This is a genomic window from Haloarcula amylovorans, assembly GCF_004681185.1.
GTDB classification, from domain to species: domain Archaea; phylum Halobacteriota; class Halobacteria; order Halobacteriales; family Haloarculaceae; genus Haloarcula; species Haloarcula amylovorans.
In genome coordinates this window covers 971,221-991,852 of sequence record NZ_SRIF01000002.1, presented here as the reverse complement: position 1 = coordinate 991,852, position 20,632 = coordinate 971,221, and the positions used below count along the sequence as shown (strand labels likewise).

Annotated in this window: 16 protein-coding genes; 8 read left to right on the top strand and 8 right to left on the bottom strand. The window is 55.2% G+C overall.

Annotation, left to right across the window (positions count from 1 at the left end; all coding sequences use genetic code 11):
• The first annotated feature begins 193 nt into the window (after positions 1 to 193).
• Together E4S61_RS12275 and E4S61_RS12270 are read left to right on the top strand one after the other, a co-directional pair.
• Positions 194 to 463 carry a hypothetical protein gene (locus E4S61_RS12275; RefSeq protein ID WP_135304224.1) on the top strand — a complete coding sequence of 90 codons (270 nt, stop codon included), beginning with the start codon at positions 194 to 196 and terminating at the stop codon, positions 461 to 463.
• Positions 436 to 1,722: a tyrosine-type recombinase/integrase gene (locus E4S61_RS12270; protein ID WP_342447922.1), complete on the top strand. Its 1,287-nt coding sequence runs from the start codon at positions 436 to 438 to the stop codon at positions 1,720 to 1,722. The genes E4S61_RS12275 and E4S61_RS12270 overlap by 28 nt, the downstream gene beginning before the upstream one ends.
• 22 nt (positions 1,723 to 1,744) lie before the next feature.
• On the opposite strand, the gene E4S61_RS12265 is transcribed toward E4S61_RS12270, so the two are convergent.
• Genes E4S61_RS12265 through E4S61_RS12255 form a run of 3 tightly spaced genes read right to left on the bottom strand, consistent with a single transcriptional unit; the run spans position 1,745 to position 6,375 of the window.
• Positions 1,745 to 2,947, bottom strand: a complete 1,203-nt coding sequence (locus tag E4S61_RS12265) for an SAVED domain-containing protein (protein ID WP_135304222.1) — start codon at positions 2,945 to 2,947, stop codon at positions 1,745 to 1,747.
• On the bottom strand, positions 2,944 to 5,259 hold the full coding sequence (locus E4S61_RS12260) for a ThiF family adenylyltransferase (RefSeq protein ID WP_135304221.1): 2,316 nt from the start codon (positions 5,257 to 5,259) through the stop codon (positions 2,944 to 2,946). The genes E4S61_RS12265 and E4S61_RS12260 overlap by 4 nt, the downstream gene beginning before the upstream one ends.
• Before the next feature lie 3 nt (positions 5,260 to 5,262).
• On the bottom strand, positions 5,263 to 6,375 hold the full coding sequence (locus E4S61_RS12255; protein ID WP_135304220.1) for an SMODS domain-containing nucleotidyltransferase: 1,113 nt from the start codon (positions 6,373 to 6,375) through the stop codon (positions 5,263 to 5,265).
• Positions 6,376 to 6,593: 218 nt separating this feature from the next.
• Between E4S61_RS12255 and E4S61_RS12250 the strand changes: the two genes are divergently transcribed.
• Both E4S61_RS12250 and E4S61_RS12245 read left to right on the top strand, forming a co-directional pair.
• Entirely contained in the window at positions 6,594 to 7,070 is a 477-nt protein-coding gene (locus tag E4S61_RS12250; RefSeq protein WP_135304219.1) for a zinc ribbon domain-containing protein, read from the top strand.
• Between the two features lie 234 nt (positions 7,071 to 7,304).
• Positions 7,305 to 7,940 (top strand): hypothetical protein, encoded by a 636-nt coding sequence (locus E4S61_RS12245; RefSeq protein WP_245180705.1) that lies wholly within the window; start codon positions 7,305 to 7,307, stop codon positions 7,938 to 7,940.
• A 39-nt stretch (positions 7,941 to 7,979) separates the two neighbouring features.
• Here E4S61_RS12245 and E4S61_RS25430 read toward each other — a convergent pair whose 3' ends face one another.
• On the bottom strand, positions 7,980 to 8,144 hold the full coding sequence (locus E4S61_RS25430) for a hypothetical protein (protein ID WP_167768488.1): 165 nt from the start codon (positions 8,142 to 8,144) through the stop codon (positions 7,980 to 7,982).
• 364 nt (positions 8,145 to 8,508) lie between these two features.
• On the opposite strand from E4S61_RS25430, the gene E4S61_RS12240 reads away from it, so the two are divergent.
• Entirely contained in the window at positions 8,509 to 9,810 is a 1,302-nt protein-coding gene (locus E4S61_RS12240) for a hypothetical protein (RefSeq protein ID WP_135304218.1), read from the top strand.
• Positions 9,811 to 10,121: 311 nt separating this feature from the next.
• Here E4S61_RS12240 and E4S61_RS12235 read toward each other — a convergent pair whose 3' ends face one another.
• Both E4S61_RS12235 and E4S61_RS12230 read right to left on the bottom strand, forming a co-directional pair.
• Positions 10,122 to 10,682: a hypothetical protein gene (locus tag E4S61_RS12235; protein ID WP_135304217.1), complete on the bottom strand. Its 561-nt coding sequence runs from the start codon at positions 10,680 to 10,682 to the stop codon at positions 10,122 to 10,124.
• The gene (locus tag E4S61_RS12230) at positions 10,679 to 11,551 is read right to left on the bottom strand and encodes a ParA family protein (RefSeq protein WP_135304216.1); all 873 of its coding nucleotides are present in this window, start codon (positions 11,549 to 11,551) and stop codon (positions 10,679 to 10,681) included. Before E4S61_RS12230 ends, E4S61_RS12235 begins: the two co-directional genes overlap by 4 nt.
• A 623-nt stretch (positions 11,552 to 12,174) precedes the next feature.
• Here E4S61_RS12230 and E4S61_RS12225 point away from each other — a divergent pair.
• Complete coding sequence (locus tag E4S61_RS12225; protein WP_135304215.1) at positions 12,175 to 13,002, top strand: hypothetical protein; 828 nt, start codon at positions 12,175 to 12,177, stop codon at positions 13,000 to 13,002.
• Positions 13,003 to 13,443: 441 nt separating this feature from the next.
• Here the strand turns inward: E4S61_RS12225 and E4S61_RS12220 are convergent, their stop codons facing one another.
• Both E4S61_RS12220 and E4S61_RS12215 read right to left on the bottom strand, forming a co-directional pair.
• Complete coding sequence (locus E4S61_RS12220; RefSeq protein WP_135304214.1) at positions 13,444 to 13,947, bottom strand: hypothetical protein; 504 nt, start codon at positions 13,945 to 13,947, stop codon at positions 13,444 to 13,446.
• Between the two features lie 239 nt (positions 13,948 to 14,186).
• On the bottom strand, positions 14,187 to 17,546 hold the full coding sequence (locus E4S61_RS12215) for a hypothetical protein (protein WP_135304213.1): 3,360 nt from the start codon (positions 17,544 to 17,546) through the stop codon (positions 14,187 to 14,189).
• A gap of 595 nt (positions 17,547 to 18,141) precedes the next feature.
• Here E4S61_RS12215 and E4S61_RS12210 point away from each other — a divergent pair.
• Together E4S61_RS12210 and E4S61_RS12200 are read left to right on the top strand one after the other, a co-directional pair.
• A complete protein-coding gene (locus E4S61_RS12210; RefSeq protein ID WP_135304212.1) occupies positions 18,142 to 18,597 on the top strand; it encodes a hypothetical protein in 456 nt (151 codons plus the stop codon).
• A 1,229-nt stretch (positions 18,598 to 19,826) separates the two neighbouring features.
• Positions 19,827 to 20,480 carry a 3'-5' exonuclease family protein gene (locus E4S61_RS12200; protein WP_135304211.1) on the top strand — a complete coding sequence of 218 codons (654 nt, stop codon included), beginning with the start codon at positions 19,827 to 19,829 and terminating at the stop codon, positions 20,478 to 20,480.
• Positions 20,481 to 20,632 lie beyond the last annotated feature (152 nt).

Below are 20,632 nucleotides of genomic sequence, written 5' to 3'. Positions count from 1 at the left end.
GCAGGGCAGCGATACCGCTGGTCGCTGAGAGCGTGTGCGGTTCCGCTCCAACCATCCTACGGGCATCTCTGTAGTCGTCGTTTCCCTGCGTTCACACCGCCGTTACGGAGATCGGTCCCTATTATAGTCAACGCTCGTGTCATTTGACAGTACAAGAATAACATGTATTACTGATTACCAATTATAGTCGTCTGTGGAGGGTGACGAAGGAGCCGGAAGAGAAGACAGACTCTCGTTAGCCGAGCTATTCAGCCGGGAGTTCATGCAGGAATACACGGATTTCGACTCGGTAGCGGAATTCTGGGCTCAGAGCCCGTGGGAAATCCAGTCGAGAGACGACATAGCGCGGATACCCGACAACCCCCTCGATGGATATATCAGCCAGCATTCGGCGTTCGCTGATGCAGACGAGATGAGCTGGGTAGCTGGGACGGAATGGGCGGCGAAGCGAGTCGACGACTAACGCTCACCTGTTACGTGTGTGCCGCTCACGAGTTCGTTCGCGGCGCAAAAATGGGCCGGCCCTCATTACACCAGCGCTACCGTAAGAGCGGTTTCGCGGGTCCGGGCGTGCGGCCGCCTAACGGCGGCCGTTCCGGGCTTCCACCACCGGGGCCACCACGGGATTTTGCGCTTTCCGCGTGGCCGTACGGATCTCGGGCTTCCCGGGGTGCGCGAGGACCGCGCCCTGCGGCAGCACAAATGAACCCTGAAGACCTAGAGCCATTGACTCCTACGGACGGCGTTGAGCTATATAAACAGGATCGACGCGATGAGGTTTCCGAAGCCACGCTGCAATCGCATGGCTACCGACTTGAGCGATTCATCGAATGGTGTGCTCAGGAGGGCATCGAGAATCTAAATGCCGTAACTGGTCGAGACACGCACCGGTTCAAGCTCTACCGGAAAGCCGAGGTGAGCTCGCCCACCCTGAAGAGCCAAATGGACACGCTCCGCGTGTTCTTGCGGTTCTGCGAAGACATCGACGCGGTACGGGACGGCGTCGCCGAATCAGTAACAAGTCCGACGTTAGACGCCGACGAGAAACAGAGCGGCGACATCCTTCCCTCAGAGCGGGCCGCAGACCTCCTCGCGTACCTCGACAAGTACGAGTACGCGACCCATGAGCACGTGATCGCGCGGTTACTCTGGGAATCCGGAGCGCGCACTGGCTCACTCCTGGCAATCGACCTCGACGACGTGCGCCTCAGAAACGCGTACATCGAAATCCGCCATCGCCCCGATACAGGAACACCGCTGAAGAACGGAGCGCACGGCGAGCGAGATATCGCATTGTCGTCGCAGCTGGTCGGTGTGTTACGCGATTACATCGAGGAACAGCGCCCGGAGGTGACTGACGAGCACGGACGGAAGCCCCTGTTGGCGACTGGACATGGCCGGATGACGACGAACACGTTTCGCTACTATACGTACCAGCTGACCCGCCCGTGTGTGACCGGAGAGGAATGTCCGCATGACCGAGATCCGGAAGAGTGCGACGCGCGGGACCGGCGGTACGAGGCGAGTAAATGTCCGTCATCCCGGTCGCCACACGCGCTTCGGCGTGGCGCGATCACGCATTTCCTATCAGAAGACGTGCCCGATACAGTTGTGTCCGACAGAATGAATGTGAGCAAGGAAACACTTGATGAGCACTACGACGCGCGTTCGTCGCGGCAGAAGATGAACCAGCGACGCGAACACCTACCAAGCTTCGACTAAGAAGTCGTCTCAGACCCTCTAATTAATTTTCTAACTCACCTGCCTTCTGGTACTCTCGACTATTATCATCGAATGCGTACGTCTGAATTGGCGGGAAAGTGTTTGTCTGTTGGCCGCAAAGGAACGCGAGACCAGTCGGAACGGCCATAAATAGGTGTATTTTCTTAGTATTCTGTAGCTCGTCAAGCGCGTTCCGAATTCCTTGTTTGAATACGGTTGCCGCATGAGCAGCCTCAGCAGAGGAAAGATGAGTCCCTATTCCATCATCAGGTGTGAATTCGAGTATACCATTAAAACGAGGAAGCTCAGGTTTGGTGTTCCCCACTTCGGGCTCAACTCGGTCAGTAACGTTGACCAGCACTGCTAAATCAGTATTTGACACCGAATTTGTCCTCAATTCCCAATCGAGTCCACTATCTCTGGAGTCTCTGTAATTGGACCAAATTCCGTCTGAGGAGAACGTAGGCTTCCACTCTGCTTGGATTGACGAGGTTGTCGAGGTATGGTAGCCGAGTGCAAAAGAAGCGGGTAGGTGGGCCTGTCCACGGAAAACTACTCGCCGCTCTGGGGCGGATTGCTTGACTTGGTTCAGGATATCCCCTAAGACAGGGAGCAGATAATCGTTCCATTCGTCCTCGATCGGCAACTCCACCGCCTCAAAATAGCTCGACCAGTCTATTTCAAGAGCTAAATCGCTACCATAGGAAGGTTCGGCATAGGTATCTAAGCTACACTCAATCGGCCTATCAGCGTCGATTGATTCGTTGATCGCATCTAATCTTTCTTGTAAAACTGACTTCGCAATCTCCCTGTAAGCGTCTGCACTAGACGAATCCAAGGATTCCATATGCCAATTCGAGAAGTCATACAATGAGCTAGCTTGTTTGAGGACGTCATTTGCTCCGGAATAATCGAGTTCAGGATACAGAGTGATAACAGTAAAGAACGTATCATCGGCCCTCCATCGTTCATGGATGGTAGGGAGTTCAATATCGAGAATCGCCTCCGAATTTGCTACTTCTTTACTGAGTAGAACGACAGCCCCCGAAATTCCCGACTTTCGGAGTTCGTCTTTCAACTCTTGATGCATTGGTGCCGCCCGAAGATGGGATATGTCTCGCCAGAGAGGAATTCCGTGATTCTTTAGCGTCTCTTCAAGTTGGTCCGGCACGTCTGAGTCTTGGTGTTTATAGCTCAGAAAGACGCTTCCCAGGGGGTTTGTCATTTCTTTGCCCCTCCATTAGAAGCGCTGCCATCATCAAGTGTAGTTAACTTCTCCCAGTCACCATCCTGGTAGAATAAGTAGACATTCATCGTGTAGCCTGCTGACTCATCGCCTCCGAGGACAAAGAGGAGAGGGTTCTTGCATGCGTAATCCTTGTTGAATGTGATCTCCTTCATAGAGTCTATATCATCACTGGATAGTTCAGGAGCGCTGGAAGGATGATAGTGCCATTCACCGAGATAGTGGATTCCCATACTATCTCTCGCATTTTTTAGCCACTCATCGACCTTCTCAGTCCCCCGAAGGAAACGGGTTGGTTCCTCAATAGAGTCCCTTGGAGGATCTCTTGCATTAACGACAAGCGCTGTAGTCTCTTCAATATCTGCCCCTGCGACAATCCCACCAGTCTCGCAAGGATGTGACTGGCGAGCACGATCCTTCATAGCGCTGTAACATTCTTGAGGCAACTGCACCTGTGCCTGGGATTTCTCTGCTTCGAATGTTTTGACGTCTTTGAACGGTCTATCAGCTTCAGTTACTTGAGGGAGACTGTCTTCGTCATTCGTCTCTAACACTGTAAATTCGAACCCGCCTCGTCCAATCTCCAGAGATTTACTAAGGAACCGAGAGATGGTACCAGCCCAAGTCATGACTCGATCCATTCGGATGACCGATGCTGGGTGCCAGCACCCGACTCGCTCAGGAACAGCATCGTTCTCGTCATCCCATTCAATTTGCTCTTTCAGCCGCCAAGCTCTCATCACTTCTTGATAGTCCTCGTACGGAAAACTATGGGAGAATGCAATGAAGTTGAATAACCGGTTGCCACGACGTCCCATTGATGCAGAGGAAAACAGTACTGGATTTTCCCATTGACGTTCGTTTAGTGCACGTCGAACGGTCCTTGAGGCAGTACAATCTATGATGATGTCAGCCGAATCAATCTTCTCCATCCGGTCATCAGGTGGAAAGTCTTCGTCAATACTCACAGCTTCGACGTGCGGGGATATTTTTCTTAGCCGCTTAGCTAATGCTGAAGCCTTATTTTCTCCCAAGTGTTCTAACGTTAGAGTATGGCGAGCCATGTTGCCGATTTCAACTGGTTCCCCGTCAACAACAATTAAATTCTGACACCCGGCCCTCACCAAGTTCTCGGCAACAGTACTGCCCAACGCTCCCGCACCAATCAATAGAACATTTTTGTCCCAGAACCAATCCGAAAATGCACCTCGCCGCGAGAGCTGCTCATGTGCCCAATTTTCTGACTTTAGCCACTGAACATCCGCACCTCGCTTCCCGAATCTCGCAGCAAACTCTCTCCCCCGTTCGGTAGGACGGTGACCCCCGTAATCCGTCGGATCTTCGAAATCCTTGATCTCAATCGGTTGCCAATGGACTACAACAGGATCACCAGCAATAGTCTCTGGAATCGGGAATCCCACGAGAAGAAGTTTGAGTGATTCGTCCTCTAAAATTGGCCTGATTTCGGCGAGTAGTTCATAAGGGTCTATAGAAGTCGAGCCCAAAATTTGTGCTAAATCCTGCCAGGTTTCTGGAGGTTCCCATGGTGTCCGAAATGGGACTTCTTCTAAGAATACCCAGGCGCCTGTGTGACTACTTGTCCGATGTTCGTCTACAAATTCGCCCCAGTCCGATTCCGTCACCTGTCCCACCTCCTCATGTTCAAAGCTCTCAGTTACGACAATGTCCGAGGACAAACTCAACTGGGTGAGCTCAACAGTCCCCCGAGCGCCGACACAGTTCATCCACTGGTCTAAGGACTCTCGAGTCTCCTCAAAAGCTACTTGTGGATGATCTCCCGTTTTAGTATTAAACTCAGGAATCTCGAACGGTTCGTCGGGATTCCGAAGTTCCCCGTTTGAAGCCTTACTCAGCCATTGAAGCGCCCTCTGTAGATGCCAAGATAATCTATTCTCTGCACTGTGCGGTTCACCTGTTGCTCCAGATTGATTAAGCGAAAATCCATACCTTGCGACGCATATGTTTCCCTGTCTCCAAGGATTGTCTGTATCTCCTCGTACGTTCAGTCGCTGATGCGGATAAGTTGAAGTAATACTGTTCTGAGCTGACGGGTAGATCGTAATACTACCAGCAGGATATGAGGATGAGATATGAACAAACCAATCGGTTTTCCCAGGAATTGATGAGTCCGAATTAATATCGTCAGGAGAGAGACGAATCTTGAGAACCCATTTCGAGTCGCTGTCAATAAAGCAAGGATCCTCTAGGATCTCTACGTTATCAAGTTCCCCAACTGAGGCTATTCCCGCCTCAATTTCGGTCGGCAGCATCGGTTAATTGGACCACGCGAACTCTTGGTCTGAAACTTCAGTGCTTTCGGAGGAAGAAAATGAAACGGCCTTCCCGTCCTCATTATCCGAGTCCGACCCCTCGTACGGGGGAAATTCATCTCCAAAGAGCCTAACCCATTCATCCCGAGACTGTGATTTGTTGTCTTCGCCGTATGCAGTTCTAGCTATATCGGCAGCGTCAACCACACACGAATGGAATTCAGCGAATTCGTCTCCGTCGATTCGGTCAAAGACATCGACATTCGGGAGACCATGTGCCGGCAATTCGGGTGACCGGTTCTGAGCTGCATGGCTGCGATACTCATCCCGAATCTGTTCCAAAGTGCTCGTTACACCTTGTGCGACTGAATCCAACGAGTTAGGGCAGCATTCACCGACAAGGTGTTCTAGTGGGTAACTCGAAGGACCTTCAACATCTGGTGTTTTGCATCGCCGCCACCACTTGAGCGCTTTAACCACATTCACATAATGGCCGTCTGTCAGACTGTTCTTTTTTGAAGTGAACTCGAGTGTTTTCAGCGGATGGGTTTTCTCCCACTTTTGTAGACGCCGATCGGGGATATATAGCGGTTCATCTTTCCACTGTCCGCCCCCTCCTTTAGCATTCATCCCAAGAGCTTCAGAAAGAACCGATTTGTTCTCAATCCCAAGATTCTCTTCTACTTCGAACGCGCCCATGGACTCTACAGCTGATCTAGCTGCCTCTGTTGGGGTTGCAGTTAATACTAAATCAATCTCTACGCTATCGCGCTCAATCTTGAACGACCTATCATTCCTCTTCCACTCATCATCGTCGTAGTGTTTTTGAAGGAATGGAACACACAGCTCTAATGCTTCATCGGGATTCGTTTCTCTCTCAATGTTGCTGACGAAGACTATGTCAACGTCAGACTTCTCATCTCCTCGCGGTTTGACAGCAGTTGACCGCTTGTAGCTCCCCTGCAAGAAATCCGCAACGTAGAACTCAGAAACAGAATCATCGTCTTGTAGCTTCTCACGTAACCGTCTGTGACCACTTTTGTAGTCCTCGATATGGTTATCTTTGGGTCTGATGTTTGAGAGAAATTCGGCAAATAGCGTTGGAATACTTGCCATATCGAACCATTTGCTGCGGCGACACTATAAGTGCTGTTCAGAACCGGTTTACTTCTCGATGGGTTGAGTCAGAGAGATCGTCGTTATCCTCGATCCGGTTCGAGAGGTTTCCCTGATCCCCCCATGAACATTAAGAAGAGCGTCTGAGATATTGTTTACCGCCACAGGTTATCTCCAAAGAGATTACTCTCACTTTCCAAGGGCTCATATACCTAAATATGCCGTATTGCACGAACTGTGGAAACGAAGTTGGGAAGACTCACTACTACTGTGGGCAGTGTGGCGACCCACTCACTGATGAAACAGATAGAGATGGAGTCGCACCAAGGTCCACTGCTCAACGAACAGGATTCCTCAGTGGGAGAACTATCGAGTACCTAAGCGACGTACTGGAAGAAGGACTTGACGAAAATCACCCAGGTCATACTCACCTAGAACGGGATATCGCGGCAGCGCTAGTTGATTTCGGGATGGTCGGTGCGATAGAGGACCTGAACTTGCTTGAGGTATTAGCCTCCGGGAGTCAAGACGATTTTCTGGACGACACGGAATCAGAACTGATGTATATCGGCTTTCTCCGCCTCATCCGACTCTATGATCAGAGCATCGGCACTGACTGGGAAGAGGAGTTGTCGGAGCGACTCACAACGGCTGTGGAAAAAGCCAAAGAAGAGCTTGATGAGGACCCGCCCTGAAGTCACGAGAGAAGATATTCGAAGGCTCGTTGTGCATTCTTCCCCGCAGATGTGAGCGAGACACGTTTTTGCCGGCCAGATTGTCACCTTCGACAAGAGTCAAGCAGTCGTGGACGCGCCAGACGTCCGTCCAGTCGAGGTCCAAGGACTCGACGTGTGCGTGACCAACCACTCAAACTGAACCCCGCGATACCCGAAATTGCCTTCATTACAGGTCAACACTTCGCTCGATATATGACGGATCCCTGGAGAAGCACCATCGAGACAGCCCTGAATCGTACGGAACAAGCTTTCAGAGATAATCCCGCCAACTTCAGTGATGAACGCGCAGTTGCCGAAGACATCCGAGCCCGACTGGTAGATGCAATAGGGACGGTAGATGTTTCGGAAGTCGAGATCGAGGACGGGACTGCCCGTGGCTCTGTACCAGATCACAAAGAGTACACTGCCCGCTATCGAGACGTGACCGAAATTGACTGTGCACACTGTGAAATCGGCGGCCAGAAATTCCCGTTTCCACACAGAGAGCGAATGGATCTTGGCCTGTTCGACGACGGGGTCACCCTCACATTAGACGGAGGAACCCAACAATTCGATCCAAGTGACCTCTTGGCTGGACTCGAGTTCAAATACGTTAAAAACATCAATTACCTCCGGCACAGGCCGGAGAACTCCGGGAGCAAGTACAAGGATATCGCTGACGACATCGAACGCCTCGGTGACCTCCCCTCCGACGTAGAGCGTTGGTGTCTCGTCTTCGGGAACTATGGATTGCTCCGCCACGATGACGGGCAGATAGCGAACAGCCTCCACGAATTAGCTACAGAAAACGATGTCACCCTCCGATTCGTGCTACCAAAGCTGGACTAACCAGCGGTGAGCGCTGACGGAGGGCGCCTCGTTACCTGCTCACTGACTCCGTCCCTCGAACTGAAGTTCTCCATCCTCGATCCAATACGCAACAGCGTCACTGTCTAAATCAACTCCTAGCTCCTCCAGTTCCTCGCCAGAGAGGACGATAGCAACACCAAGTGGATCACCATTCCTGTCAAAATTCAATTTCGCTTCTCGCATCAAGACAGATGTCGCTCCGAGAATCGGTTGAAGTCTCGGAATCAAAGCTCATTCAACAGGACATGTCGCGGCATATTTTCAAATAACAGCTGATCACCCAGCTGTAGCGTCACGCCGAGTGTAACGATGACACTCGGAGTGTCCCTTCGGCGCTGCGGTCACGCCGAGGCCGGCACCCGTCGCAACACGGGGTGTACCTGATCTCCTAGCTAGTCACCTTACGTCTAAGCTGTAGCCTTTGCTCGTCTTCCCTCGGCTTTAGCGTCACTGTGAGTGCGCCATACTCACTGTAATTGTGTCTCAGAGCGTCTAAAACGCCCGAACCGCCCTTAGCCTTTAGGAGGACAATCTGCAAGTATCAAGTATGCCGCCTGGTCCCCCTGACCTCCAAAGCGACCGTGACGCACAGTACGACGACTACCAAGTCGGCTCCTTGCAGGACTTCGATCGGGCCTATCCTCTCGACATCGACGGGCACGACATCTGGATCTTCGAACGGGAAGACGTCGGCAGGAACCCCGACGGGAGCTGGCACAAAGACCCCGCGGTGTTCGGCGACCTCAACCCCGACCCGCACGGCCCCGATCCCGACGTGTGGCCGCTTGAGTACGACCCTGGCGCTCCAGCCGATGTCGAGGACCTCGTCCGCGTGATGGGAGCGTATCCCGCGCCACACGTCGCCTGGGTGACCCACGAGTACCTCGAGGCCCGCGACGGCTACGACCCGCGCCGTGTCGAGGTGGACCCACAAATGCTCCCGCCTTGGAAGCGCCCGGACGGCCTGATGTCCGGTGAGACGGTCACGCTTACCGGCGGCGAGGAATCGTCGATGACACTCACCGAGGACCGGAAGGAGGCCCTGTGTCGGCTCGCCGGGCTGTGGAACGGCGAGGTCGTCCGTGGCCAGCACATCCTCCTGGACAAGTGTCCGCGCTGGAACGAGGTGTTCAGCGATCTCGACGACGCCGATCTCCAGCGACTCTTCGAGGATCCCAACCTCAACGACGATCTGGTCGAAGCCTTCCGCGACCACCAGTGGTTCGAAGAGCGAGCGAGCGTCTTTCTGAAACCGACGCGTGTCCTCCGCCGAAAGGTCTGGTGGGCGCCGACGCTGAAGGCGAAGACGCTCCTCACCGGCCGCGACGACCTCCCAGATCTGCGCGGCGACCCTCGAGAGCGTCTGCTACACCGCGTCACCGTCGGTCTCGCCGCCCTCTGGCACGCCGCGAAGGGGAGAGACGTCGAGACGTACGTCCCGGTAGGTGACTACGTCATAGACCTCGTCATCCACGGTGACGATGGCGAGCAGGCCTTTATTGAGGTCGTCACTGGACACCAGAACTGGCAGCTGCATCGCTCTACCTACCTCAAGCTATCCGACCTCCAGTCCCAGGGCACACCGTGGGTAATGTTCGATAGCCGGACGACTGCATTCCAGGTCCAGAACCACTGGCAGCGCGCCGGCCTCGCCGAACTCCCCACCGGGACGTTCGACAGTGAGCCGCGCCTCAGCTGGGCGCGAGAGAAGAGTCGCAAAGCGTTCGCCAAGCGGGAGGTGGACTGGGCCGTCAAGGACTGGGCCACCACCGACTGGCTCTGGCGGAACACACTCGGCCGAGACGGCCTCGACATCGAGAGAGAATTCGTCATCTCGCTCGACTGGTAGGTGGCCCGTTCCGCACATTTTCCTGAACTCCCTCTAATGGGGTACTGTACCATTCTTTTACTGGTGCGCTGACGCCCCCTTGAACTGGCCGTCAGCGGGAGATTTAACACGTTCCGCAGGTGGTTTTCCCGCCGGAACGCCAGCGGGCCGTCGCGTTTGTCCTGCGGAACTGGTAGGTTCGGGAGACTATAGTCTGATTCACCAGCGAGTAGATCCGAGAGGATTACCGCTCACAATCTCTCCAGTTCTACCCCTTGTATTCCCTATCGGAATTCCTCTCGGTTGTCTACTCGACCTTCCGAGAGGATCGTCTATAGTTTCCGGAGTGCGCGCTGTTTCTTCGTTTCTCGGAGTGCATCCATAGCTTCCGGAGCAACCTCGTCCAAGCCAACTCGAAGTAGATGGCTTAGAAACTCACTTTGACTGTCGATATCGACATCTGCCTGCGTTCGGGCGTCGATCTCCGAGATAACCTGCTTTCTCCACTCTGGTTTCGAGTCGAGTACTGTGACAACCGCGGCAAGGTTCCCGTCCCAGATGTGTAACGCGCGATCGTTCCCTTCGAGATCGTCAAGAGCGGCGTCAAGCGCAGTCAGTAGTTTTTCATCTACCTCTCCGCTTGAAGGGTGATTGTTCTGTAGAGTCCCGGAGGGAACACCTTCGTCGGTAGAAGTCGGGTCGGAACTATCTTCCTCGTCTTTCGTCTCCGACGTAGTATCTGAGGCCGCAGGTTCACTAACCGTCTCCTGTTCCTTGTCATCCTCTGGATTCTCTTCGCCCGATGAGACATCGTCTTGCTTGACCGCGTCCAGCCGGTCGCCGGTTTCCGTGTTCACACGGAGGGCCTCCAAGTCGTCTACCTCGTCCGTCATACTCGTTGCACCTCCGATTCTTGCAAGCGATCAACGAGCGCTTCGGCGTTCCGAACGAATGCGCGTCGTGCCTTCTCAGCTGTTTCTGACGGTGAGGACAATCGAAACGCTGTCTGCCCGGCTGCCGCGGCGTTCCTCACATCCTGACTGTCCGGCACTGCTATCGGAGCTACTGTCTCTGAATACTCCTCCCGGAGCGCATCGAGATACGCATCTGCGAGCCGTGTCCGAAGATCAACCCCGTTCGGGATGACCATCGTCACCTCGATTCCAGCGTCAAACGTCGATTGCATCCGCTGGATATCCGCCTCTAACCGCCGTAGCTGGCTCACATCGAATTTCTCTGGCTTCACCGGGACGACAACGTTCCGAGCGGCCCACAGGCCGTTATATGAGACGTTAGTTGAGACACCGGGTAGGTCGATTAAGACGATATCATACCGGAGCGGGTCGATATAGTCAGTCAAGAAGCGATCGAACCGCCCATAGCGCTCTCGTATATCGTCGATTTCGTTGAGTTCTGCATCTAATGCGTCTAAACCTGGATGACTCGGAAGAATATCGACGCGCTCATTTGTCCGAATGATGAGCTCCTCAACGACCTCCTCCCCGAACTTCTCCGCAATCGCGTCCCACTCGTCCTGAAATACCGTCGTTACGTTCGGCCACGCTTCATCCGATTCGATGTGCTGTCGGTAATTGTCCCAGACGCCGAATTGCTTCGCCAGGTCGCCCTGCTTCCCTGCGAGATCGACCAACAATACCTCGTGACCCTGCCGCGCACAAGCAACCCCGAGATGCGCTGTTGCCGTCGTTTTACCCGTTCCGCCCTTGTCAATGTAGGTTGCCGCTCTGAGGGTCTCCGTCATTCTCGGTCACCTCGATGACCGAGAGGACACCCGCTCGAATCGGCTCTTGCGACGTCTGGAGGGAATCCTCTCATTCTATTCGGGGGTAGCCACAACTCGCGGTTAAAACTCTGCCCCGGGGGACCAACACCCGGGCCACCCATCTGAGTACCCCGCATAGACGGCAGGATTAGGGGCGTTGGACGCTGAGGATTGCCGTACACATAGAACGGTGGAAACCGCAATCAAACAGAGGGTTGTAGTTTAAATTATACCGTACGGCCGCCCTACGGAGCACTGAGGGATTCAGGCCCCTTTGCCAAGTAACCCGAATTCCTCCGGGATTAGCCACCCACCCGCATTTCTACTCACCAAAGATCGTCCAACCCGTCGCTTTCCCCGAAATTCCATCGTCGTGTGTATCCCAGTAGTTCGGCCTGGCAGCTCTCTCGTCACTTGGTTCATTTCCAACTCAGTGGATTCGAACCCGCTGCATTCCCTGGATTTCCATTACCACAAAATTTAACAGAGAATCGAAGACCCTCTTTCCATCGAAGAACGCAATAGGGAGAGTCGATTCTGGACTCAAAGTCCCTAACCCATTTATTAATAACAGCACTACCTGTTCCTGGGTGAAAACCCGCATGAGCACACCGACCCAAACCATCGAACTTGATGCCCACCTCGTGGGCGCACTAAACAATCGCCGCCGGCCAGGCGAGACAAAAGCAGATGCCCTCCAACGGGTCCTCGAAGAGACATACAACGGAACCGACGTCGAGGAGTTCCTCCGGGACTGCTATACTCGTGGCGCCGAATTCATCGCAGTTCCTGAGGACTCCCTCGCAAATGGCCGTCTCCATCTCGTCGTCTCCACCCTCGAAGAAGAGCTCGCCGAATACATCGAGGAGAACCACGGCGTAGTCATCGACGGAGATCATTTCGTCACAGGTGTCTCAGTCGGCGATCGGTACACCGGCGACTTCCACACTCACCGCCGAATCCCAGTCGCCGTACCGGAGAACCTGCAAGGCGTTGACGCCGTCGATCTCGAAGACGGGATCGAAGCTCTCCGAACGTTCGTCCGCGAAGACCGCGAGCCGACACCGCGCGGTGATGCGACGATTGAGCTCCGAACACTCGTCAAGGAGCTCGTTGACGCGGGTGCCGAAGCGGTCACCGTCAACCACGAGATGTGGATCATCGGGGATCAAATCGAACTCCTCGGATACTTGCCAGCCGGCGATGGCTACGATGTCGCCGGTGAATACGACACGGTCACGATCGACGGCGACGAGTACCCGCTCAACTGTCGCTTCACCCTAACCGGACTCGACACGCACGGAGAAGAGCCGGTGTACGTCAGCGATGACTGGACGAGAACCGATCCGGTCTCTGTTGACGGCGGACTCAAGAACGTCCGTGACCTCCTCGATGCAGACACCATCGAGGATATCCAATCGAACCGCTGATCAATCGCTTAATCGCTGCACGCAGCCTGATTCTCACCGGGAGTGTTACTATCTGTTTTATCGAAGTCAGATAGATGCGTCTGCTCGGGATGCACTGCTCCCGGTCTGACACCTCGGAGCCATCGTAGTTCCGGAACGATCTCCTTGCCGATGATTGTATCTGGAGGATTCACCTGCCTGAAGACGAACTGCCAGCACTCGCCTTCTAGTTCGTCGATACTTTTTGAGGAGACTTCATTGTCATGGACACGAATTGTGCCCCAGTTTTTCGTTCGAATGAGGAGCTTGTCCTGACTAGTAGTCCTATCAACGTCTACAGCCTGGAATCGTCGCGGCCCCCAGTAATGTAGCTGGTACGGCTCTTCTCCCTCCGGCAATGGTCCTGTGTATGGGTCAGGGAGACGCTCAACTATTGGCGCTGGCGGTGAGTTTATTCGTAAATTATCGGTGGTCATTGTTGCTGAGTTTCGTGCCGCATCGCTCACAGACGAGTCCGTCATTGAACCAGTCCCAGTCGCTGTGCCGCTCCTCGCAGTTTTGACACCATTGCTGGACTGAATCGCCGATCGCGGTGACTGGGATCACGAGATGATATCGTAATCTCGCCAGGGATTTTCCTGCCTTTTCGGCCGCTCGACACACCGTCTCGTGGACCGCGCGTCGCTCTAGCCCGTCAAGGCCGCACAATTCGCCGAAGAGATACCAGTCCGGCTCTGTTACCTCAACGAACAACAACCCGAACCGGGATGTCGTGTTGCTTCCGTCATCGGCGGCGAACCGAAACCGAAGATCACTCGCTCGACTCGCGGCCTCCGTTTCAACCGTGGCCATCGCCTCCCGGAGCGCTTCTTCCGAGACATCCCGGTTCGCTGCCGTCTCGCTTATGCAACCCTCCGGGATCTGTACTCTAGCCGAATCACCTGGTGAATTCGCGTCTATTGACATACGTTTAGTTTGCTTGGTGGCGGTGATCAGGGGCCGCCGATGCCCCGCCCGACAGCTCCGTACGAACGAACCTGTCGAGCTGTAGAGCAACGACGGGCCCCACAGTAGCCCGACTCGGTGGAGACCCCTACCGCGCTCCGCTGGCGAGCAGGCGGATTGCCGCCGCACAGCGACGCGGCTCTCCGACCGCTCCGGACACCACAGAAAGCCAGAGGCATTGCCACCGAACGAGACGTGACTCACCCGCTACCACCCCCATATGTCGCCGCCGACTCCCCCTCGTCATCAGCTGTCGCGTCAGTGCCAAGCCCGAAAAGATCCCGCGCCGCCGCGACCCATTCCGCTGCGGACTCCGATTCGCGGAGAAGACGGCGTATCTCCCGGGTTACGGCCACTTTGACATTCTCGCTATTAGTTAGGACTTCTAGTGCGGATGTCAAAGTGGAAAGATCGATGATGAGCATCTCTCCTGACCGATGCTCATATTCCCCGATCGTGAGGAGGCCGATGCGTTCGAGCGCATCTACCCAGCGGGAGATCGTCTTGTAGCTGACATCGAGCGCGTCTATGTCGATTCCCAAATTGTTCGCGGACACGAATGTCCGCGTCGCCGGCATCGTTGCGAGGCGATGGATGGCGCGCCGATTCAGCTCGATAATCTGGCCGCCGGCGGCTCCGGGATTCGGACTCGACGACAGCGCGCCACCGGCTCGTCTGAGGAGGTCGTCTGGTCGGACTCCGTCGATGTCGTCAGCTGCGGCATGGTGGATGAGTTCCGCAAGGTCAAGCGCAGCATCGGGAACGTCAAGGGTACTGCGAATGCCGTCGGAAAGTTCGTTGAGACGGACAATGTCATCGACGGGGAGGTCAGTTGGGACGTTCGTCAGGAGGTAGACGTGCTTCGTTTCATCCGCGAGCACGGGACGGACCCGGTGGACGATCTGCTCAAGTTCATCTTCGCGGTGTTCGCGGAACAGGGTCCCGACAAGCCCCGTGTAGGTCTTCGCTTTGACAGCCCGGCCCTTTCCCTGGTTGTCCTCATAGTCGAGTTTCCGCCAAATCGGGTCGCCCCCGGCACCGTCTCGGGGGCCGTGCTCCGTCCCGCCAATACGGACGTCGTCGTTTTGGACAGCGAGGAGTTCGGCTTCGCGCTGGAGTTCGTCTACGGGTGGATGCGGGGCTCCGAGCACGACGACAGCGTCGCAGTCGCTCCGGTTGAAGCCGCGAGCCGCGTGGAAATGCATAACCATCGCGTTCTCCGGGATGTCGAGCCAGGAGTGGGCATGTTGAACGACATCGTACGGTCCGACGAGGAGCGGCTGCTCGTATAGGTCGGCGAGGTTGTCAACCGCGTCTTGCATACGGGTTTGGACTGATTCGTAGTCACTGATCGTTCCTGGATGGAACTGCCCGTTGAGGACTTGTGTCACATTCATGTTGGCCGTGACCGGTTCGTCCCCAGCGAGCGCGATGTCATCTGGATCGACTTCCCAGATGCGCGCGACTTTTTCAGGCCGTGCTGTCGCGTTCAAGATGAGCGGATCGTCGGGGAGCGTCTTTGGATGCGGTCGGGTTCGGGTGACAAGCCCATGGTCAGTTTTCGGGTCGCCAGAGTCAATGACTAGCTCCGCCGTGCGACGGGCTTTGTCCGCGTATTTGAGGCGCGGTACGAGGTGATCCTCGTCTTCCCTCCACCCGCAGTCATCGTTCGGACAGACGCGCTGTCCAGCCTGCTCCATGAGATCGTCGCCGCACGCCGGGCAAGATATGAGAGTCTTTGGAGCGGCAGCAGCAGCGAGCACGACGTCCTCGTTGAGGCCAGCGTCACTTGCCGCGGCGAAAATCGCGTCGTGGAGCATCGGGGCGAAATCAAGGTCGATGTCAGCTCCAGCTCCGTCTTCCGCGATGTCGATTGCCGCGTCCTCAACCCGCCGGAGCTGCGTCTCGCAATATTCCAGTTTTGCGCGGGCGAGATTCTCAGCGGGATGAGGCTCTGAGGCTCGCTGATCCAGCTCGTTTTCACGCTCGTACGCGCTGAGATTACGGCGGTACGGATTACTAATGGAGGGTGGATCGAGCTCAGCGAGGTCATCCGGAGCGGTCGGATCCGTGAGTGCGTCGATGATGTCACCGGCGAATCGCGCCAGTTCTTGGTGCGTGGCCTCTGTCCCATCGAGTTCGGCAAGCGTGGCAGCAGTATTTTTGAAACGTGTGAGCGCTTCAACCCCGATGGACCGGTCTGTCTGAAGCGTTGCCGGCGATTCGTCAACAATAACGTCTCGATCAGAAGTGACCGTGCTCAATCGCAGGTATTCGTGCACCCCGACGATGTACGATGCCTCCTTGAGCTCGTCGAACTGTTGCACCCACGGACAACCGTCATCGTCGTGCTTCGGGAGAATCTCACTGAGTTCAATGTGCGCACGGATCGGTCCGTATGACTGTTCGACGTAATCGTAGAGTCTGCGAATCGGGTGCGCGTCCTCCAGATCATACACTGGGCACATATGCCCGCAATCACTCAGATGCTGGTCGTGCTTCGGGCACACTTTGTCTTCCGCCCAGTCCGCTTGCCGGCAGGCATCATTGCGCTTCTGGCCGGCGCCGAGCAGGTGGTAATACTCGTCTTCGGGGGGAGTCACGTCGTCTTTGAGGAATTCGTCGGCCTTGGCGTGTTGCTGGAATAACAGGGTGTGTGACTGGTCACGCTCGTAGGCAGCGAGCGCCGCTGTCGTCGTCTTCCCCGTTCCTGCCTCGTCGGCCCAGATCGTCAGGCCATCATGATCTCGGAACGCATCATACCGCTTCCCTTGCATCGCTTCTCGACGAGCGTCAATATCGAGCGATTCCCGCTCAATATCGAGTGGTTCACACGTTGTGACTCGGGATGCTGGCCCATCTTCTTCGACGTACGCTGGGATTTCAGCACCGAGCTCTCGCGCTTCTTCGACGGCGCGCCACCACGCAGCACCGTCCAGGTGCCACGGCTTTTGACAGTCTATCTCAGAATGTGCGGCCGCAAAGTACCCGAGAACACCGAACGCTTCTCCGGTTTTGTGGTCGTGGAACACCTGCCGGTCCGGGCTGTGAAGGCTCTCATTGCTATCGCTGGGACGATAGACACTCGGATCCCAATGTGACCAGCCTGCTGAATCCGTGCCCGCATACAACTGATCGAGGTTCAGATCCGCTGGTTTCAGTTTGTCAATTGCGGCGTAGATGTCTCGAATCCGGGAAGTCTCTTCGTCACTGCTGGTTGCTTCTGGCTCGTAATCCGTGAGATCGAGATTGTTGTCTTCATCGCCCGTGTCATACCCTGTCTCATCGTCAAGGGCCTCCTCGCCGAGCTCGTCGAGGAGGATTTCCTCGAGTGCGTCATCGTCCCACTCCCGGATGCTGATCCCAGTACCGGGGACATGGTCACCGGTCACGACGCAGACGTGCTTCTGGTCGTAGATTTCGACCGATGGTACGGCGTCGTTCGCGCCCCAGGGTTCGTCATCCAATTCGAAGGTTGCCTGAGTGATTGCCTCAGGGAGTCGCCCTCGGTAGAGAACGTGGACGCCGGTGCCGCTCGTACTGATATCGGCGTAACTCACACCGAGCCGGTCTAAAACACCGAGAAACGCTGGGTGAACTTCGCCGGTTTCTGGACAGCGAATATTGTCGCCGTCCACGAATGCGTAGGAGTCACCGGTGTCAGTGTATTCACCGTCGTGACTGTCAATGATCGTGACAACACCATCGGATCGCGGGTGTGTTTCGGCTGCTGTCAGTGCCTGGTCAAGCGTGGTCCAGAGCTTCGCGTTGCTCCATTTCCAGCGTGCGTCACAATCATCGCATTCATCACAGCCCTGAACACCCGTATCAGTACAGTTGCAGGGGATCTCCTCATCATTCGGATCCGCCCACGGTGCAAAAGGTAGTTTCGTGGAACGAGCCATCCATCGTTCGTCGTTCTTCCAATCGGATGGCCAGACGTCAGATTCCGGATTTTCGAAATTGGCGTCGTGCCATGAGCCGACAACGGGTGACCGGTGATGGCTTGTTTTGGATTGGTTCATCGCCGGGAAAACCGTACGACAGGAATTGGATTTAAAGCGAGCCAGAAACCCCGCTTTCGACTGAAAGCCACTGGAATCTACAGCGCACATCAATCTATTTCAGAGCATGGCCAAATCCTCAAATAGAACGATGACCAGGCAAGATTATTCAAATCCAGTTGCAGAGTTTCTGGATCAAAAGGGAGCTGTGGAATTGGTATTTGATATCGGTGAAGGAGCCAAGCGATTCAAAGAATTAAATGCATCAACGTCAATTAGTGGAAAGACCTTAACAAAGAGGCTTAAAGAAGGTGTTAACCTCGGGTTGTGGGAAGGTGAAGAATTCGTTGATGGCAAAGGCGGTGACGCTAGTGGTATTGAGATTGATGAAGTTAATCCAGATTGGGTAGGGCAGCGGGATTCTGACCGCTCTGGTGTTAACCCAAAAGTTCAAAGATATGTGATCACAGATCGAGGGCGAGAAATAATGGCCCAGATTTCGAAGAGTGGTCTTGCAAGAGCTATTGTTAAACAGCGAGAACAACAGGAGGAGGTTGAGAAGTTGTCGGAGAGTTTGATCGAATGGGCGGAGAAAAATGAGATATAGTATATGAGTGAATATCGTTAGCTTAGAATCCTGTACATGTTTACTCGACTGATTTTACTTCTCGTTTGTTAGTCGGCAAATGTACTTCGGGGAGGACGTGGTCGGTCCGTAGTCAAGCGACACAAAGGATGACCTCAAAGAGTATGCCATACTGGAACGTGAACACCGTCATCAGATACAACGCGACTTGAAGACGGGAATTAAGCGCCTCACCTGAGATTTCGATCCTCCTATATCAATATCAGGCAATTCGTGACTGGAGAGGCGTATCTGAGATAGTCGGCCAAGCGATGCTGAAGCAGGGGGTGGACAGATAGAAGCCGTCGCTGACGAAGCTCGTGACGCTCCCGGTGTGCCGCTGTCATCAGTAGTAACAATTGAACCACGCGCCTATCGGCAGGCCGCGTCCGCCGCATGGCGGGAACATGACTGCCGGGGAACGTGGGGCTCCCGACGGGAAGCGAGAGGACGCTCCTCGGGCTTCAGGCGATTGCCGACGCCGGCGTGAGTAAACTCGTTTGTCGGTCAACGATCCGTGACAGAGCCTTCAAACACGTCGGAGTGACCCTGTCAACCGGGCGCGACGGTCTAGTTGGGCTCCTGGATAGCAGTTATGCGTGCATGCATCACTCGTCTCGGCGACGCGCCGTGGTTTCCACTACCTCGTACATCGTCGTGAAGTCGTCCCTGTCACCGCAGCTACGCCACTCACACCACTCCTGGAAAGCCACGCGTACTTACGCGCTCAGTGGATGCGTCGACGCATGCCAGGATCGGTGATAGATACACACGGCATGCCTAACCTCCTCCGCACTGCCGTTGTGGACACACTAGACGCATACGACCAGGATTGCGGTCGGCGCGGCCGTGACCACCTCACAGAAGCCGTCGCACGTACTCACTACGCATTCCGGCGTGACTACCCTAAGATCGAAAAAGATGGCCCGCACGCCGCCGCTAACGGCCTGCTCGTCTATTCAGTTCCAATCGAAGAGTGGTCGAACCTTGCACAAGAGATGGAAGTGTGGGCGAAGGCAGAATCCTGGAGTCGGCGCGTACACGTACACTGTGCTGACCGTGTCGCACGCTCTGATTCGCACGTCACGATCGACAACGTCCGCTCTCATTACGAAACCGAGGATCGCCAACCCATTGTCGTCGAACACCCGTGACCGTCCGCAAAACTCCCGGCGTATATAAGCAACCGTGAGTGTCCTCAGATATGCAATATGGGCACGATAGCTCTGGACATCGAGACGATCAGCCCGCATCTCGACTCCGGTGACGACGTCGATTTTCTCGACAGCAGAGATTTCCGTCTTCTCGCAATCGGCGTCGGATACCGCGAAACACCGCACAGCGACATTGAAACCGACGTCCTCTGGCGCGAAGAAACCCGGAGTGGCGACGAATACCGCCTGCTCTGCGAACTCGGAGACTGGGCGAATCAGCGCATCTACGACAAAATTCTGACGTTCAATGGCGTCAATTTCGACGAGCGTCACTTACGCGGCCGCGCCGCGGTCCTAGCAGAGGAACTCGGAGATATGGGAGTCCCTGACGTCGTCCATCACATCTGGGAAGGCGGTCACCACCGGGATCTGATGCACGACATTACTCGGTCGCACGGACATCGTATGAGTCTCGACGACGCGGTCGAAGAGCACTGCGGATACCGTCCCGCATCGGTTTCGTGGGACGGTGAAACCATCGAGAACGGAGATATCCCGGCGCTCGGAGAGGACCTGCTTGCGTACCACACCGGGCTGTCAGATATGAGCGATGAGCGCGCCACACACCTCCGGGACGTGCTGGAGACGTACGTCGTGGAGGACATCAAACCGCTGTTCGACCTGTACGACGCACTCAGCGAGGATCGGTAGTTACGCGTCGAATCAGCGTCGAGTTGTTGCGTCGTAGTAGAATTGTCAGCCTCGAAAATGACGCCGTTTCCCTCATTGACTTCGACTCGGGGATACGCCCAGGACAGCCGGAAATGGGTCTGCGTCTACCGAACGACAATTAAGTTCGAATC